Origin of the sequence: Carboxylicivirga longa (genome assembly GCF_050589825.1) — a bacterium.
Taxonomy (GTDB): Bacteria; Bacteroidota; Bacteroidia; order Bacteroidales; family Marinilabiliaceae; genus Carboxylicivirga; species Carboxylicivirga longa.
Window position 1 is genome coordinate 12,563 of sequence record NZ_JBNGOZ010000016.1, and the last position, 18,750, is coordinate 31,312.

The window sequence follows — 18,750 nt, forward strand, 5'->3', positions numbered from 1 at the left end:
AAATTTTAATGCTTAGGTGCAGGTAGTATCGTTGGCAGATGGCGAAAGTACTTGCGTTTTAACGGGTATTTTAACGATAAACAGGGCACCGTTTCCCGGCTGGGAAATAAGCTCTATGGATCCGCACATTAGTTCGGCCAGGCTTTTGCTGATGGATAGCCCCAGGCCAGTGCCCCCGTGCTTCTTATTGCTTGATTCATCGCCCTGACGAAAGCGGTCGAAAATAACTTTTTGATCCTTTTGAGAAATGCCTGGGCCAGTGTCTTCTACTTTCAGCACCATAATATTGTTCTCCTCTAATGCGTAGTTGATGGTAACCTGTCCCTGCTCGGTAAACTTAACAGCATTGGATACCAGGTTTAATAGTATTTGATAAATGCGCAGGCGGTCGGTATAAACGGCTGGCACTTTGGGGTTGTGGTTTACGCGTATCGAGATCTTTTTCTTGAGGCTTGCACACAGGCTACTACCCATGCTGTGCACCTCCTCAACCAGACTGCCAATATCTACCCGCCCTGTATTTATTTTAAGCTGCCCTGACTCAATCTTGCTGATGTCAATAATATCATTAATCAGGCCCAGCAGGTTTTCGCCGCTTTGCTTGATAACACTCAGGTAACTGTGCTGATCACCAGTATTTAGCTTACCGCACATCATCAGGTCTGTAAAGCCAAGAATGGCATTCATGGGTGTACGAATCTCGTGCGACATGTTGGCCAGGAAGGACGATTTTAGGCGGTCACTTTCCTCGGCTTTCTCTTTGGCTTTTTGCAACTCCTGTTCAAAGGCTTTTTGGCTATTAATATTGAGTATGATACCGGTGACCCGATTGGGTTTACCATTGAGTGTTTCCATTATTTTGCCATGTATCAGAAACCATGACGAGCTGCCATTTTTGTCTATTAAACGGGCTTCGCACTGAAAGGCATCTGTTTTGCCGCTCTGATGTAGGTAAAAAGCTTCTTTCATCTGCGGCAGATCCTGTTTTACAACGTGCGACTCCCAGTTGTGGAGCGTTATTTGAAGATCTTTGGTACTCCTATAGCCATTTAAGTGGGCAAACTGCTCATTCACAAAAATATTTTTGTGAGAGAAGTCGATATCCCAGAGTCCCTCATTGGCACCACTAATGGCCAGCTCAAGGCGGCTTTCACTTTCAATAAAGCTGATCTCCACGCGTTTCCGTTTGATGATGACCGACACTAACTGGATAATAATAAAGGTGAAGATAATTAAGATAGTAAATATGATGATCAGTTCCGATCGATGACGTTCAACAAAGGTTTTGGGGCGGTTAATTACTCGGTGATCAGTGGTGAGGTTATCGGTATTAAGCCGGTGGCGATTAAGTTGCATTGCATCAACAATGGCGCTTGACGCAGCATGCAGATGAGGCTCGCTGTTTTGCTTTCTGAGGATGCTATCCATGGCTACAGCGGCCATGCGTCCCTGATCAGCTCCAGTGAGTATTTTTCCGCCAACAATGAGCTTGGGCATCAGAAAATCCCAATTGCTGTAAATGGGGATATCTATATTTTTGAAGAAGAACTGACTTTCACGCATCATCTCATGAGGGATACCGGCTCGATGCGTATACAGGCTCAATAGATAGATTGCGCGGCGCTGGGTGGGTAGTTCATTAAGTGTTTTTCGCAGTGTGTCAGGCTGCGTGTTATCAATGATGCGATAGCCATAATTGCGCGTGATATTATTAAAAGCGTCCTTAAATTGAGAAAGAAAAATTTTTCCTGACAGAGTGTTGTCCGAGATGACGATGAGTTCTTCCAGATTGGGTTGCAGTTGTTCAATCATGCTAAGGGTACCACCAATGTCGATTCGCTCGTGAATTATAATATTTTTGCTACTGTCAATGGGGTGCAATTGGTTGTTAGAGGGGCTGTTAATACCACAAAATACGGCCGGCACATCCCCCCATATTTCCTGTCCGTGCTGCATGAAAAAATCAAAAGCGCGATTGTCGGAGCAGATAACACCATCAATGGGGTGATTGTGGTATTTCAGGTAATACTGTTCATAGAGGGTTTGGAAGTAGGCGTCTGAATGAAAGCGTTTACTGTCCATAAACTCACAAAACAAACGCACCGACTCATCTGCGTGGTAATATTGCCTTATTTGCTGGTTAATGTCGGCCGTCCATTGAAAGTTGTTATGGTAGGAGTGGAGCACAACAAGCTCGGTCAGTTTCTCGGCCCGCATAAGGGTACTGAACGGCAGCAAAAACAAGGTGAGTATAGTGGCGATGGCTTGTTTGTGGCGTAAAGTCATTGGTTTTGAGGCTTGGTACTGATAGGCTAAATATACTTAAAGATATTGAATATACTAATGACGCTTTTTAATACTTTTGTAAAAAAAGAATATGGAGTACATAAAGGTTAATGTGCAGTTGAAACCCGCCAATGTGGTGGCGGGTGAACTACTAATAGCGCAGATGGGAGAGATGGGCTTTGATAGTTTTGAAGAGCACGATACAGGCTTTAACGCCTATATTCCCGCAAAAGATTATCAGGCAGAATTATTGGATGCCCTAAGCTGTCCTATTGAGGGTGTGGAGTTTAGTTGTACAAGTGAAGCCATTGCCGATCAGAACTGGAATAAGGTATGGGAAGAGAATTTTTTTCAGCCTATTATAATTGGTGATCAATGTATTATACGAAGTTCCTTTCATGAGGTGGAGCATGCCTGTAAATACGAGATTGTAATTGATCCGCGCATGGCATTTGGCACCGGCCACCACGAGACAACGAGCATGATGGTACAGCATATTCTGGAAAATGATTTTAAGGGACAGCAGGTGCTTGATATGGGCTGCGGTACCGCCATACTGGGCATGCTCTGTGCCATGAAGGGTGCCAAAAGCATTACCGGTATCGACATTGATGAATGGGCCTATAATAATGCACTCGATAATCTGAAGCTGAACGGCATTGATACAATGGAGGTGCTGATGGGAGGCGCTGAGTTATTGACCAATCAAAGCTACGACTGTATCCTGGCCAATATTAACCGTAACATATTACTCAACGATATGGAGGCCTATGCCCGTGTGTTAAAAAACAAGGGAAAAATTTATTTCAGTGGTTTCTACACCGAGGATTTGGCAGTTATTGATGCTGAGGCACGTAAGCATGGTTTAACATTAATATCTCAAAAAACTGATAACAATTGGACGGCGGTTGCGTATATAAAGGCCGAATAAGAGAAGTAATTCACACACATCGCAACAGAAGAACCGCAGTTATATGATAAGACGACTACTCGCCGTAATTTTTTTTATTAGTAGTGTAGGAGAGTTTATAAGCATAGCACAGAGTAATTTCAGTGGTCAGCCGGCTCTGTTTATAGAAGAGGTAGAGGAAGCTTTTAAAGTGGCAGCCGATAAAAAGGCGGCCAAGGAATTTGTGGAGGGGTTCACACTATTCTGGGACAGTCAGGAGGCGGCCCTTCAGCAACGCATTGTTGAAACCTGCGTGCAGATGGCCGGTAAAAAGGCACGTCCTTATCCCGATTACCATACATATCTGAGCACCATCATGGCCTTTATTAACCAAGGGCATGATAAGGGCAGCTTTGATCAGTGGCATGCTGCTGTTAACGATTTGCTTAACGAGCGGCGTTTCGCACTGCGACACCTCAAGGCTTTTCTGCTGGTGAGCAAGAATATGGTGGAGCAAAAGGCGGTGTACACCACGCCTGCTCTGACATGGTATGCTCGTTCGGCCGATTGTCGCTATGAGTATCACGAGGGGGTGCTAAAGCTACTGGTGGGTACAGGTGATCTCGTGTGTGTGTCTAAAAACGATAGTATTGTTATTCATAACACCTCTGGGGTTTTATATCCGCTGGAGGAGAAATGGCAGGGCCGGCAGGGACGTGTAACCTGGGTACGTTCCGGCTTTGAGGCAAATATGGTATATGCCACTTTTAGTGATTATGAAATTAAAATGGACCGACCTGTTCTGGAAGTGGACAGTGTGGAGTTTTATAACCGTCATTATTTCGATTATCCGCTGATAGGTAAGCTTGAGCATAAGGTAATGCAGATTAGCTCGCCCGAGTCCACCATATATCCCAAGTTCATAACCACACAGCAGCGATTCACCATTGAGCAGATACATCCTAATATCGACTACGAAGGAGGCTTTGCACAAAATGGAGCCAAGTTTTTGGGTGCCGGCACACAGGAGAATCCGGCTACCATTACAATATCGCGCAACGATACCACTTTTATCACCGCCAGTTCCTTGTATTTCTCACTGCGCAAAGATCAGATATTTAGTAATGATACGGAGGTGAATATTGTAATGGATCGGGGCTTTATCTATCATCCGGGACTTATTTTTAAGTACATGGCCGAGCTGGGCGAGGTGCACCTGATACGAAACGGCGAAGGTCTGGCGCGCAGTCCTTATTTCAACACCTTTCATAATGTGAGTATGGATGTGGAGCTGATTCGCTGGAAGGTGGGTGAGCAGTTCATGGATTTGCGTATGCTTACCGGTGCGGCTCAGAATCAGGCTTTCTTTGAGTCACTCAGTTATTTTCGGGAAGATTTTTATAATCAGCTGCAGGGCATGGATGCCATTCACCCATTGCAGGGTCTGAAGAATTGCAGTAAGCACTATCGCGATGAGCCTTTTACGGCAGCTGAGTATGCTAAGTTTATGGGTTTCCCTGAGAGTCCGGTGCGTCAGCAGTTAATACAGTTGTCGTTTTTTGGTTTTATCGGCTATAATGTCAATACCGATGAGGTAACCATCCGTCAGCGTTTGCGTGACTATCTCGATTTTCGCATGGGCAACAAGGATTATGATGTGATTCGCTTTACCTCACTTACCGACAGCGAGAGTAAGAACGCACGGCTCGATCTGATGAATTTCGACCTGAATCTGCAAGGGGTAGAGACTATTTCTATTTGTGATCACCAGAACGTGGTTTTCTTTCCGCGTAACCGGGAAATCATCTTAAAAGAAAACCGAAACTTTGTTTTTAATGGTACTATTAATGCCGGTATGCTGAAGCTGGCAGGCGATGGATTTAAGTTTCTGTACGATGATTTTCGGATCGATATGAGTAACATCGACTCCTTGACCATGAAGGTGCAGTCGGGCGAGGTCGATTACTTTGGTATGCCGCTATTGAAAGATGTGAATAATACCATTTCGCAGTTATCGGGTTACCTTCAGATTGATGAGCCTGATAATAAATCGGGTATCCGAAGCAACCCGCATTTTCCCATTATCCATAGTGAGATTGCTTCGTATGTATACTTCGATGATCCGTCTATTCAGGGTGGCGCCTATCATAAGGATGAGTTTTTCTTTACGCTCGATCCTTTTGAGATGGATAGCATCAACACCCTTAAACGTACCAACTTTAACTTTAGCGGTGCGCTGGAATCCAATATTTTTCCTACTTTTCGTGAGAACCTGACCATTCGACCGGATTATTCACTGGGCTTCAAGCGGGAGACGCCGGGCGAGGGCTATCCCGTGTATGGTGGCAAGGCTCAGTTTACCAGTGTAATTGATTTGAGCAACCAAGGACTGAAGGGTAATGGTGAGCTCGATTACCTTACTTCAACATCTTTCTCCGAAGATTTTACGTTCTTGCCCGATAGGGTGAAAGGACAGGTTTATGATTTTACGGTGGATAAGCAGCTGGATAATCCGCCTTTCCCCGATGTGAAATCACAGTTTGTATATGTGGACTACCTGCCTCACGATGATGAGCTGTTGGCCACCAGTCAGGAAGAGAATTTCACCATGTATAACCAGGAGGCACAGTTGCAAGGAAAGGTTAAGATAACGCCCTATGGCATGACCGGAGGGGGTACCTTTTTTATGCGCAGTGCCAATGTAAAGTCACAGGACTTTGACTTTGGCGACCATGCTATACTGGCCGATTCATCGGACTTTAACCTATCGGGTGCCGAGGTGGAAGGCGTTAGTTTCTCCACCACCAACCTGATTTCGAGTATTGATTTTGAGACACGTCAGGGTACCTTTAAATCGCGCAGTGGCGGTAGTCGTGTGGAATTTACCGAAAACCGTTATGTATCTTACATCAGTGAGTTTTCATGGGACATGGATAAAAACGACATCTACATGGGAGCGCGTGGATCAAAGGGTAACCGTTTTGTAAGTACCCATCGCCGTCAGGATTCGTTGGCCTTTTATGTGCCTATGGCACGCTACGATGTGGAGTCGAAAACCATCTTTGCCGAGGAGGTGAAAAATATAGAGGCCGGTGATGCCAACCTGATACTGAGCAATGGCTTGGTGACCATACGCGAAGATGCCGAGCTGGATCCTTTGGACAGTGTACGCATTGTGCTGGATAAGGACTCGTTGGTGCACCATACTCTGTACGATGCCCGCGTGTTTGTTACCGGCCGTTACGAGTATAAGGCCAACGGTAAATACGATTATTTGAATGGTGATGGTAAGAAGCTGACACTGAATATGCACAATATTGAGTATGGTAAGGAGGAGATGACCGTAGCCCAGACAAAGATAGCGCCGGGCGATTTGTTTACCTTCGACTCACATTTTGCCTATCAGGGTGATGCGACCCTTAGGGCCAGCGATCAGTTGCTGACTTTTAGCGGAGGTGCTCAAATGTTGCACCGTTGCTCCAAGGGGCCACAGACTTATATTCGTTTCGATGCACCCATCGACCCTAAGGATGTTAAGATTCCTATTGGTGAAGAGCTTCAGAATTTTGAGTACGAAAATATCTACAAAGATTTTTTCATTACTAAGGATAGTTCTCATGTGTATTCATCTTTTGTGGAAGATCGGAAAGACTATAGCGATGTACCCATGATAAATGCAGCCGGTTACTTGGTTTATAACGATGAGGAGAAGGCTTTTGACATTGCCTCAGAAGAGAAGCTGGCCAATCCGGATACAACCGGGGCTTTAATGCGATTCTCCGAAGCCGCTTGTAACATACAGGGTCATGGTAATATTGAGCTGGGCATCGACCTGGATCAGGTGAAGACACGCAGCAGTGGCACCATCATTCATAATCGTGATGATAATAAAATTGTGTTATCTACCATGATGGGCATCGACTTCTTCCTTAACGATGAAGCCTTGGATGTGCTTTACCGTTCAGTAATTTCCTCATCAGCCAAAACATCTGGTTTGAGTAAGGAGGTATTTACCCGGCGATTGGCCGAGTGGATTGGAACAAAAAAGGCTGTTAAGGCCGCAGAAGAACGGGGTGCCACCGGCGCAGGACAGGCCTTGCCCAATAGTTATCAGCCCATGCTGCTGTTCAGCGGTATTGATTTTGTGTGGGACACAGGCGAGCGCTCCTTTATTGCCAACGGAAAGGCTGATTTGGCTTACCTAAAACAGTTTGTAGCTAATAAAGAAGTGAGTGTGATGGCTGAGATCACACGCAAACGAAGCGGTAATTCTCTGGAGATGTACCTGGAGTTTGATGAGCAGACATGGGTGTATTTTGTATATAAAAACAGCATGATGCAAACCCTGTGCTCCAACCCTGAATACAATACCATTATTAAAGAGCTGGATGCCGATGATCGTAAGCAGAAAGTTGGTTTGGGCGAGAAGGGTTATACCTTTATTATGGCACCCGAGAGTAAGAAAAAGAAGTTTGTGGCTCGTTTTAAAGGGCTTGGTGTTGTTGGCGCGTCTGATGATGATATGGAGCAAGAGAAAGACTTGGATGAAACAGCCGGTCAGGAAGAGTCCGTGTCGACAGATAAAGTGCAGGAGTAATCTAATGAGATGTGCATAATCAGTATAGAAGCCGGTGCTTAAGGTCATCCTGGTAACGAACTCTTACAGATACAAAATAGAAAACCCCGATTGTGGCCATGAAGCCGTAAATCGGGGTTTTTATATTCTAAGTAGAGTCTTAAATTCTTTCTCTTCTGAACTTTAGTGGCAGAATAGGAGAGAAAGAATTTTTAATTGATGAGTAATCTTAGATAAAGTCAAGCACTTCAATCTGGAATATCAGTATGCTGTTGGATGGTATTTTTACTTCGCCTTTATCGTCGTAACGGGTGCTGCTGCCATAGCACTGCTGCGAGGGACAGTATAATACAGCTTTGCTGCCTTTTTTTAGTTTGGGCAGTCCGTTACGCCAGGCTTCAATAAGCCGCTGAAATGGAGCGCGATCCAGTTCACCTTCTTCAAATACTTTACCGCTTTCGAGGATGGTGCCGGTGTACTTAATGTCAACATAGGCGTGCTCATGTATGTTATCGCCTTCGCCTTCTTTCAAGATTTGGTAGTACAGACCCGAATCATCGTGTTGAGCATCAATGCTATTGTCACGTAGGTAGGCAGCTATTATGTCCTCATCAATATCATCCTGGTCGCGATCCATTTTTACCTTAAAAATAACCACTGAATTGGGCGGTATGCCATTGCCTCCTCCGGCACCAAAGGCCAGTGCCGATGGCATGTACAGGTCTATTTCCCCCTCTCGGTTAACCTGAGGCAAGCCAATCTGGAAACCAAAAAGCAGACCGGATAGGTACCCTGTAATATTGTTACCTTCGGTATCAATAACCGGCTCATCTTTCGTCGTCAGGTACATTTTGTACGAGAAGGTTACCTTCTCATCCTCCGACGGATTGTCACCAATGGGCGTTCCGGTGCCCGGATCAATAATTTTATAGTAAAGACCCGAAGCATGTCGCTCGGCATCGATATTATGCGTACTCAGGTATTCGCTGATGATCTGCTCATCAATGGCGGTATAATCCACATACTCATCTTTCAAGCAAGCTGCCAGCAAGGGCAGTAGCAAAACTAATAAAGCTAGCTTTCTCATTCTTCTTTTTTTATTCAAAATCGATTACTTTAATTTCAAAGATTAGTACTGTGTTGGGCGGTATACTGCCAGCTCCTTTACTACCATAGGCCAGGCCTGAGGGACAGTAGAAAGTGGCTTCTCCACCTTTCTTAAGCAGGGGAATGCCTATTTGCCAAGCCGTTATAAGTCGCGATAAGGGATAGTAGTCAAGCCGGCCTTGGTCAAATACTTTTCCGTCAAGGAATTTGCCGGTGTAGGATGCTAATACCTTGGCTCCGGGCGGTACCTTGTAACCACTGCCTTCTGATTTAATGTGGTAAAACAAACCCGATGGGTGTTCTTCGGCCGGCAAGTCATTCTGCTGCAAGTATTCTTGTATAATTTCTTTGTCGATGGCCGCGTAATCTACATTGTCATCATCTTTACTGCACGCGCTAAATAGCAGCAAAAGAAGGCTCAACATCATTATATTCTTCATACGTTCAGATTTAATAAGCGCAGGTAGTCCTGCAATTCCATTGTTAGATAGTGTTTATTGATAAAGGTTGCTTGTGATTGATCAATTCTTTTTAAATATGTAGTTTAGGGGTTTAACCATCAATTGATAGCCCCATGAAATATTGTTTTCTATTATTTCTTGCTTTCTTTCAGCTAATGCCGGCAAGGGCGCAAATTAAGGATAGTTTTCCTGTTTATCAGGGCTATACCGAGTATGAGGTGGAGGGCTTTGAGGTGCTGATGGGCAAAGATGCTTTTTCCCTCGCCCTTAACTATGCCTATATCACTCATTGTAATCAGAACTACAGTGCCAAGTATCTCCATCTGCCTGTTATTTTGGTTAATGGTAAATCATTTGATCCGGATAAATTAAAGGATATTGCCATAAAAGATATTATCAGTCACCGCTTTGTGCAGGGAAACGATGGTGTGGCCATACTATATGGCACTAAGGGCATTCATTTTGGAGTGTTACAGATTGAAACCAAAGGTAAAATGGAGTAGAGCGCATGGCGGATGTTTCATAAAAAAGGTCACTCAAACGAGTAACCTTTTTTCTTTCAAGTCATCATCTACAGACTAATTCTTCTTATCCAAAATAGCCTCTATCTCATCCATAATGCCATTCATAGCTTCAATGGCTTTGTCGAAGGGTTCTGAGGAAGTCATATCCACGCCTGCCTTTTTTAATAATTCGATGGGGTAGTCAGAGCCACCGGCCGAAATGAATTCGATATAGCGCTTAGTGGCTGCTTTATCACCTGCCAGTACCTTGGCCGCCAAAGCTTGTGATGCCACAAATGAAGTGCTGTACTGATACACATAGAAGTTCATATAAAAGTGGGGGATGGCTGCCCATTCGGCGGCTATATTATCTTCCACTTTGCAAATGCCCTTTTCGTGTCCGTAGTATTTGCGGGTGATGTCGCCATACATCTGCGTTAATACCTTGCCGGTAAGCGGTGTTCCTTTTTCTGCGGCCTCGTTTATGGCCAGCTCAAACTCAGCAAACTGGGTCTGACGGAACAGCGTGCCTTTGAAACCATCCAGCATGCTCATGAGCAGCGAAAGGCGCAAATCATCGTCCTTTAGTTTCTTTTGCATCATATCGTTCAGCAGTACCTCGTTGAAGGTGGAAGCCACCTCGGCCACAAAAGTTGCGTAATCGGCCGTGGCAAAAGGTTGTGTTTTGTTGGAGTAATAGCTGTGCATGGTATGTCCCAGTTCGTGTGTTAAGGTGCTTACCTCGTTATACTGTCCGGTGTAATTCATCAGTATGTAGGGGTGCACATCGTAGGCCGACCCGCTGGAATAGGCACCGCTGCGCTTACCGGGGGTGGGATACACATCAATCCATCGATTGTCAAAGGCCTTTTCTACCACGTCAATGTATTCCTTTCCGAGTGGTTTTAAAGATTTCACAATTAGTTCGCGGGCTTCTTCGTAGTCGTATTTCAGCTCCACGCCTTTCACAGTGGGGGCATACACATCGGAGTAAAGCAGTTGATCAACACCCAGCATGCGCTTTTTCAGCGACAGATAGCGATGGAAAGTGCCCAGGTTGTTATTTACGTTTTCTACTAATGAGTGGTATACCTCAAGTGGTATGTTATTGGGTTTCATGGATGCTTCCAGTGCTGAGGCATAGTGGCGCGACTTGGCTCTGAACACATTTACTTTCACTTGGCCGTTGAGCATCTCACCCAGCGTACCCTCAAATTTCAGAAAGTTATCCCAGTAAGCTTTGGTGGCCTCCTGACGCAATGAGCGGTCGGCTGAAGCACGCGCTACGCTAAAAGTAGCCGGTGTCAGCTCCTTTTCTTCTCCATCGATTAGTAAACGAGCGCGGGGCATTTCGGCATTGGTAAATACGCTGTAGGTGGCATTGGCGGTGCCTGTAATCATGCCTGTCTTGGCCATAATGGCCTCTTCCACAGCGGACAGGGTGTGCTGCTTCATGCGATATACTTCCATCAACTGCATTTGATAGGTTTTTAGCTTCGGCTCTTCTTCGATGAAACGCTTCATAGTAGCCTCGGGTATCGCCGCCAGCTCAGGCCCCACAAAAGAGGCCTGTTGACCGTACTCAACAAAAACCTGACGTATGGTTTTTACCCGTGCTGTGTTGTCAGCATCACGCAGGTCCACGTCTGACTTTAAAGAGGCATAGGTGTATAATTGGTATCCTTTCTTCATCAGGGCTTCGGAGTACTGCATGTAGTCAAGCAGTGCGGCTGCAGAGCTCCCCAGCTTACCCTGAAAGTCTTTAACCTTGGTCATTTCTTTCACCAGGGCATCCTTGGCATCGGTCCAGGCTGCATCACTTGTATACAGATCCTTAAAGTTCCATTTGTATTGCTCATCTATCTCAGAGCGTTCCTTCTGTGCAAAAGAAACGGTGGCTGTCAGCAGCATTAACAGCACCGGCAGCACTTGTTTTGTTATTTGCTTCATCATTTATCTTCTGTTTATATGATTTTTTCGACTACAAAATAAGTAAAATAATGGTTTTCGATAGGGGAAAAAGAGTGGGATAGATGTCCTTTAACTGACAAGGTGATTTATCAACCATTAAACTAACATATTATGCAAGCAACACAACAGAGTTTTCGACCTAAGGCACACTTCTTTCTGCTTCTGCTGATGGCAATGCTCACCACCTCTTTAATGGCCAACGAATTGGTTAAAAAAGAGAAATGGGTGTTTGAAGAAGGCAACTATAAGGAGTTTAAAGGAAAAGTGGTGGCCGCAGATAGTGGCGATGAGCTGGTTTTTGCCAACGTAAGCATTGAAGGTACTAATATTGCCACTGTTACCAATTCGGAAGGGTATTTTGCACTGAAAGTACCCAACGTAATGCTGACCAAGAGTGTTACCTTTTCATACATTGGTTATAAAAAATTGACCCTGCCGGTTTCGGATTTGAAGGCGGATAAGAATAAGATCAAGCTAGAGGTTCTCAGTGTGTCGCTGAGTGCTATCACTGTGTTTCCCAAAGATCCCAACTTGTTGATTGAAGCGGTACTGAATCACCGTAAGGATAATTACTCGCAGGATCAGAATCTGATGACGGCCTTTTATCGCGAAACCATTAAGAAAGGGCGCAGCTACGCCTCGCTTACCGAGGCTGTGGTGGAGGTGTATAAGCATCCTTACACAAGTCAGCGTGATGATGCCGTTAAGCTTATGAAGGGACGTAAAAGCGTGGACTTTGATAAGTTGGACACCGTGATGTTTAAACTGCAGGGCGGTCCTTATTCAACCCTGATGTTAGATATTATGAAGAGCCCTTACATGATATTGCGTTATGATCAATTGGATTTGTATGATTTTGAGATTGCCAATATCACCCGTCAGGACGACCGTATTTTGTATATTTTAAGTTTCAAACAGAAGGAATGGGTTCCTGAACCTTTGTTCTACGGCAGTCTTTATATCGATTCGGAAACCATGGCCATTGTTAGTGCCTCCTACAATGTGAATACTGAGGATAAAAAGGCTGTTGCCGATTTATTTATTAAGCGTAAGCCCACAGGTGCCGAGGTGTATCCTACCCATGCCACTTACCTGGTAACCTACCGTGAGAAGGGCGGCAGATGGATGTATGCCTATTCGCGCGGCGAGATTACTTTTAAGGTTAACTGGAAGCGACGTTTGTTTAATACCAATTATCATACGGGTATTGAGATGGCCGTAACCGATTGGGAGAAGACCAATGAAAAGACCTTTAAAGGAGCAGAGCGCTTGAAACGTAACATTGTGATGAGTGATACTGAGATGGGATTTGCTGATGCTGATTTTTGGGGAGCCTATAACGTAATTGAGCCTGAAAAATCAATCGAATCAGCGATTAAAAAAATTCAAAAGAACCTGGATAAGTTACACGATTAAGTCATTCTTTTAGGCAAGCTTTAGCCTGCGTTGGGAAAGTAAAATGCCAAGGTTGAAAGTTGTAGCATTCATATGTCAACAACTTTAAACCTTGGCACTTTTTTATCTTTGCGCACCTTAGTGCGTTTTATACTCTTTAAGCGAAGCCTTTAGATCCTTTTTCTTTTTGTTGGAAGGCAATGGCACGATTCAGTCGTTTTAATTCACGCATCAGAAATAAACCGGTTATCAGGGCTGATACCGTGTCTGCAATGGGACTGGCCAGCCATACACCATCCAGGCCAATGTGCTTGGGTAATATTATCAGCACAGGAATCAGTACAATTACCTGACGCAGCAATGATATGAGGGCAGCCAGTCCGGCTTTCCCCGTTGATTGAAAATAGTTACCCGTAATAATCTGGAAGCCCACCAGTGGCAGTGCCATCACAAAGATGCGTAGCCCCCGCGTACCAATGTTCAGCAGTTCGCGGCTGTCGCTGTTAAAAGCCCTGATAATGCTGCGAGGAAAAAGCTCACTGACTGTAAAACCCAAAAGTGACACAATGGTGGCTAGTATCAGACTGATGACCAGCGTTTGTTTCACGCGGCTGTAATCTTTGGCACCGTAATTAAAACCAATGATGGGCTGTGCCGCCATATTAATGGCAATATTGGTCATTACCAATAGCATGGCCACACTCATAATAACGCCCATGGCACCAACGGCCAGGTCGCCCCCGTATTTCACCAGCTGCACGTTGAAAGTACCGAACACCAGGCTTGAAGCCAGCTGCATGGAGAAGGGGGCAAAACCAATGGTGATGATGTACCATATAATGTCGGTCTGAAGCCTGAAATTACGCACCCGCAGGCGAATGACCGAACGGCGGCTTCTGAAATGTGCTATAACCCACAGCATTAAAACAAACTGCGACAGGATGGTGGCATAGGCGGCTCCGGCAACACCCATGTCCAATACAAAAATAAAGATGGGATCCAAAATCAGGTTGAGTCCTGCACTGATTAGCATGGATATCATGGCCACCCGGGCGCTGCCTTCTGAGCGTATCAGGTTGTTCAGTGAATAACCTACAATATTAAAAATAGCTCCAAAAAGAATGATGTTGAGGTATTCGTTGGCGTAGTCAAAGGTTTGGTCATTAACACCAAAAAACTCAAGGAGCGGATCCTTTATCGCAAAGCCGATGCCCATAATCATCAGTGCCACAATAATCATCAGCACAAAAGAATTGCCCAGCACTTTCTCGGCCCTGTCGAAATCCTTTTTACCCAAGTTGAGCGATACGCGCACTCCGGCGCCCATGCCAATGAGCATGCCGAATGCCATCATAATGACCATGATGGGAAAGATGGCGCTCAGCCCAGATAGTGCCATGGCACCCACACCATGGCCGATAAAGATGCGATCGACAATGTTATAGAGTGAGTTAATGATGACTCCGGCAAAAGCCGGTAGGAAATACCGCCACAGCAGCCTTGGAATATTTTCAAACTCCAGCGCCCTAACATTTTGTGCCAGCTTTGACATGTTGGTTGTTTCAATGGTAAACAACAAAAGTATAAAAAGGTGGTGATTCAGTAGGGTTTTTAATGTTATTTGTCCGTTTTTATTTACTAATTTGCTTTACCAAACATTTTTTAACTGTATGAAGATAAAACTGATCGGACTGCTCGTACTGTTAAGTGCACTGGCGCATGGTCAGGATGCGCATTACTGGACCGAACAATATGGAACCAACTCAATGCTGCTGAGTAACTCGGTGTCGGGTAGTGTTGAAGATTTAGGTGCTGTGTTTTACAATCCGGCGCGTTTGAGTCTGATCGAAGACAATGCTTTTATCATCAGTGGTAAGGTGTATCAGCTAAGTACTTTCTCCTTTAAAACACAGTCCGACGACCAGCGCACCTCGCCAGGTAGTCAGTCTGACTTTGGCGGTGCGCCCAGTTTGCTGGCCGGTACCTACCGTATAAAGGGCTGGGACAAACATGCCTTTGCCTATTCTTTTCTGGGGCGGCGGCGCATGGATGTGAACATAGACGAGAGTAACAGTTCGTATAGCGATATCTTTCCAAGCATACCCGGCGATGAGTATTTCAGTGGTGATGTGTATCTCCGAAAGAAATTTAATGAAGAGTGGCTGGGGCTGAGTTGGTCTTATTCACCCAATAAGCGGTTTAGTCTGGGTGTCAGTAATTTTGTGACCATTAGAAAGCAAAGTGCCACCGATGAGACCCAGATGTATGCCTACACCGCTTCGGAGGATGTGGAGAGTTTCCGAAATAATAGCCAGTATAATTATTCACATACCGGAATGCTGTGGAAAATAGGATTGGCGTGGGACTATGACCCCATCACCTGGGGAATTACCATCACTACCCCTTCTGTTTCCATAAAAGGAAAAGGCTCTTTTACCTATGATTATGTGTACACCGGCATTAGCTCGCTTGAGCCTGTTTATGAGCGGGACAGGCAAAATGATTTAGATATGCGTCTTAAAACACCTCTTTCGGTGGCAGCCGGTGTGGGTTATACTATCCCAAAAGGATCGCTGCATGCCAGTGTGGAATACTTTGGTGGCCTTGATGAATATACCATGATGAATGGTGAGCCATTCTATGGTCAGAGTTCAGGCAATGCGTATCAGTCTTTTCTGGTGGATAAACTTAATCCGGTATTTAATGTGGGAGTAGGATATAATTTCGTGTTCAGTGAGGCTCTGTACGGATATGTCAGCTACTCAACAGATTACTCAGCAGCAGTTGTAGGTAGCAGTACGCAGAGTGCCTTCAGGGAAAAAACATATGCCTCCACTTTTAACTCTAATATTCAGCATTTTGGTGCCGGGATGGTGGTGCATTTCAAGCGTGCTGAAATCACCTTTGGCGGTACTTTGGCCACCACCAAGTATCGGATAGATAGAGCCCTGGGCTTTCCAGAGGGCGATAGCTCCGGTATTCTCGATCCGGATGCCTATACCGATGTGCGATGGAATCGCTGGCGATTTATAGTGGGTATCTCCATTCCTTTTCTCGATGATTTTACCAAAAAGTGGGAGGATAAGTTGCTGAACAGCGGTGACTAGTAGTACGTTCATATAAATTTCATTGCATCACTTATAGGATGACTGAATACATAACCAATAACTTAGTCATCCGATAAGTCACATGTTATTTATTGATCCTTCTACTAGGATTGGGCTTATCTTTCTATTGAGGCATTCAGTTGGGATAGTATCTTTTTTGCCCGGTTGGCTTCTCCTTTGCTGGCGTAGGGCAGTAGTCCGGTTAAAACAGCTTTAAGTTCGGGTATCAGCTCAGGATAGTGGGCGCACAGACCATAGAGTATCTGCATACAGTGTGCCTTAACGGCAATGGGTGTTTCAGCGGTTTGCAGCCATTGGAAGCAGCAGTCCAGTAGCCTGCCATCGGCTAGTTTGCTCAGGTCGTATTGGGCAAGGATACGTAGGTAATGGCGTTTAATACTCTCGTTCGTTAGTCTGGGGCAGCGCTCAATAATGACTTCCAGGTAATTGCGCAAGCTGTCCCTATTGATGTCGTGGATGGTATCCAACAGGTAGGCTGAGCGCCAGGCAATGCGATGCGTAGGATGCTCATTCAATTCAAACAATAACTGAATATCATGGGGTGACTGGTGAAATTCGTGTGCCAGGTCTTTAAAAGCAGCACCGGGCCATCCGCCACTTATCATGTTTATTATTTCCTCTTTTCGGCTGCCCATGGTAATTTAATTTTACCGGCAAAGATAAGGTATATTTAGCCTGGATAAGCCAGAAAAGGATTGAGAATTGTTTGGATATTGATGCTACGCGCTCAAAGCAGATTAATCATCTTCATATAAGTATGACGTCTCTCTAGTAAGTGGGTCATTGACATAAACCCTTCCCCTCCGGAATGATAGGTGGGGAGGTTTATGCAAGCATAAATGCGTTTGTTTCTACTTTAGCTTAGTAAAATGCTCGTTATAATAGGCATTGAGTGATTTATGAAAGCTAAAACAGAGTACGATCAACAGCATAGCAAATGGGAGGCCTGTTAAAATTGATGCCGTCTGTAAGGCCGTTAAACCGCCACCAACAATAAGTATGGCCGCTACGATGCCTTCCATAGATGCCCAAAATACCTTTTGACCAACGGGGGCATCGTGCCTACCACCGGATGTAAGTGTGTCAACTACCATCGATCCGGAATCTGAGGAGGTGATAAAGAAGCTGATAACCAGTAGGATGGCCAGAAAGGATGATGCGTTGGCTATGGGATACTGTTCCAGTAATTTATAAATGGCAGTGGCTACGTTTTCGTTGACTGCCTCGGTGACAAGATGGCTTCCCATTAGTTCCTGATAGATGGCACTACCACCAAATACCGACATCCAAAAGAATGAAAGGATGGTGGGCACCAGCAACACGCCGAAAACAAACTCTTTTATGGTGCGCCCTTTGGAGATGCGGGCTATAAAGAGACCTACAAAAGGCGACCAGGCAATCCACCAGGCCCAGTAAAATACTGACCATGAGCTCTGCCAGTGTTTTGTGTCATTAACACCGGAGTAGGTTTCTGTCCAGAAACTGAGTTCAAAGAACTCACTAATGTAATGACCTACATTTTGCACAAAGGATTTGAATACAAATACGGTTGGCCCAACAATAATCATAAAAATGAGTAATCCCACTGCCAATCGCATGTTCCACTCGCTTAGGCGTCTCACACCTTTATCCAGTCCGAGAACTAACGATAGGGTAGCAACAGCAGTAATAAGTATGATAAGTATAATTTGTGTATTGGTGCTGATGGCAATACCAAATAGATGATCTAACCCGGCATTGACTTGCTGAACTCCTAAGCCTAAGGTTGTGGCCAAACCAAAAATGGTAGCGATTACTGAAATAATATCAATGGCATCGCCAATCGGTCCGTATATCTTATCGCCAAGGAGAGGGTGAAACACCGAGCGGATGGTTAGGGGGAGCTTACGGTTAAATGTAAAAAATGCCAATGCCAAGCCTACTATGGCATATAGTCCCCAAACATGCAGACCATAGTGCAGAAAAGTTATGCCCATGGCTGATTTGGCAGCCTCTACCTGATCGGCATTATCGATCAGAGGATTACTGTTAAAGTGCAAAACGGGTTCTGCCACACTCCAGAAAAGTAAGCCAATACCCATGCCGGCGCTGAAAAGCATCGAATACCATCCTTTTGTTGAAAATTCAGGTTGTGCATCTTTGCCTCCCAGCCGTATTTTTCCAAATTTGCTTAAGCCAATATAAACAGCGAATAGTAGTAAAACATTTATTACCAGTATGAAGAACCAGCCGGTGTTATTGGCCACTGCTGTTTGAATTTGTGAAAAGTATTGCTCCATAGGGTCGCCAATCCATAGGGTTGTAACGACTAATGCAGCAATTATTAGTAAGGAGATAATAAAGACGGGACCGTTGGCTTTGATACCCAAAAAAGTTCGCTTGTCGCTTCTTTTATACTTTTGTTTCATCAATTGTTTTTTGGTTGTTTCCCTCT

12 protein-coding genes are annotated in these 18,750 nt (G+C 44.9%); 5 read left to right on the forward strand and 7 right to left on the reverse strand.

Annotated elements, in window-relative coordinates:
* Window positions 1-12: 12 nt before the first annotated feature.
* Window positions 13-2,286 carry a sensor histidine kinase gene (locus ACRD7A_RS13785; protein ID WP_430811818.1) on the reverse strand — a complete coding sequence of 758 codons (2,274 nt, stop codon included), beginning with the start codon at window positions 2,284-2,286 and terminating at the stop codon, window positions 13-15.
* A 91-nt stretch (window positions 2,287-2,377) separates the two neighbouring features.
* Here ACRD7A_RS13785 and prmA point away from each other — a divergent pair, with 91 nt between their 5' ends.
* Entirely contained in the window at window positions 2,378-3,217 is an 840-nt protein-coding gene (gene prmA / locus ACRD7A_RS13790; RefSeq protein WP_430811817.1) for a 50S ribosomal protein L11 methyltransferase, read from the forward strand.
* A 43-nt stretch (window positions 3,218-3,260) separates the two neighbouring features.
* Entirely contained in the window at window positions 3,261-7,772 is a 4,512-nt protein-coding gene (locus ACRD7A_RS13795; protein WP_430811816.1) for a hypothetical protein, read from the forward strand.
* A 208-nt stretch (window positions 7,773-7,980) separates the two neighbouring features.
* On the opposite strand, the gene ACRD7A_RS13800 is transcribed toward ACRD7A_RS13795, so the two are convergent.
* Together ACRD7A_RS13800 and ACRD7A_RS13805 are read right to left on the reverse strand one after the other, a co-directional pair.
* On the reverse strand, window positions 7,981-8,838 hold the full coding sequence (locus tag ACRD7A_RS13800) for an FKBP-type peptidyl-prolyl cis-trans isomerase (protein WP_430811815.1): 858 nt from the start codon (window positions 8,836-8,838) through the stop codon (window positions 7,981-7,983).
* Window positions 8,839-8,848: 10 nt separating this feature from the next.
* Entirely contained in the window at window positions 8,849-9,298 is a 450-nt protein-coding gene (locus tag ACRD7A_RS13805) for an FKBP-type peptidyl-prolyl cis-trans isomerase (RefSeq protein WP_430811814.1), read from the reverse strand.
* A 134-nt stretch (window positions 9,299-9,432) separates the two neighbouring features.
* Here ACRD7A_RS13805 and ACRD7A_RS13810 point away from each other — a divergent pair, with 134 nt between their 5' ends.
* Entirely contained in the window at window positions 9,433-9,822 is a 390-nt protein-coding gene (locus ACRD7A_RS13810; RefSeq protein WP_430811813.1) for a hypothetical protein, read from the forward strand.
* Between the two features lie 75 nt (window positions 9,823-9,897).
* On the opposite strand, the gene pepF is transcribed toward ACRD7A_RS13810, so the two are convergent.
* Window positions 9,898-11,775 carry an oligoendopeptidase F gene (pepF, locus tag ACRD7A_RS13815; protein ID WP_430811812.1) on the reverse strand — a complete coding sequence of 626 codons (1,878 nt, stop codon included), beginning with the start codon at window positions 11,773-11,775 and terminating at the stop codon, window positions 9,898-9,900.
* 129 nt (window positions 11,776-11,904) lie between these two features.
* On the opposite strand from pepF, the gene ACRD7A_RS13820 reads away from it, so the two are divergent.
* Window positions 11,905-13,209, forward strand: coding sequence for a carboxypeptidase-like regulatory domain-containing protein (locus ACRD7A_RS13820; RefSeq protein WP_430811811.1), 1,305 nt, complete (start codon window positions 11,905-11,907; stop codon window positions 13,207-13,209).
* Window positions 13,210-13,345: 136 nt separating this feature from the next.
* On the opposite strand, the gene ACRD7A_RS13825 is transcribed toward ACRD7A_RS13820, so the two are convergent.
* Window positions 13,346-14,740: an MATE family efflux transporter gene (locus ACRD7A_RS13825; protein ID WP_430811810.1), complete on the reverse strand. Its 1,395-nt coding sequence runs from the start codon at window positions 14,738-14,740 to the stop codon at window positions 13,346-13,348.
* A 118-nt stretch (window positions 14,741-14,858) separates the two neighbouring features.
* On the opposite strand from ACRD7A_RS13825, the gene ACRD7A_RS13830 reads away from it, so the two are divergent.
* Window positions 14,859-16,295, forward strand: a complete 1,437-nt coding sequence (locus ACRD7A_RS13830) for a hypothetical protein (protein WP_430811809.1) — start codon at window positions 14,859-14,861, stop codon at window positions 16,293-16,295.
* Between the two features lie 116 nt (window positions 16,296-16,411).
* Here the strand turns inward: ACRD7A_RS13830 and ACRD7A_RS13835 are convergent, their stop codons facing one another.
* Entirely contained in the window at window positions 16,412-16,951 is a 540-nt protein-coding gene (locus ACRD7A_RS13835) for a hypothetical protein (protein WP_430811808.1), read from the reverse strand.
* Window positions 16,952-17,167: 216 nt separating this feature from the next.
* Window positions 17,168-18,724, reverse strand: a complete 1,557-nt coding sequence (locus ACRD7A_RS13840; protein ID WP_430811807.1) for a BCCT family transporter — start codon at window positions 18,722-18,724, stop codon at window positions 17,168-17,170.
* Window positions 18,725-18,750: the final 26 nt, after the last annotated feature.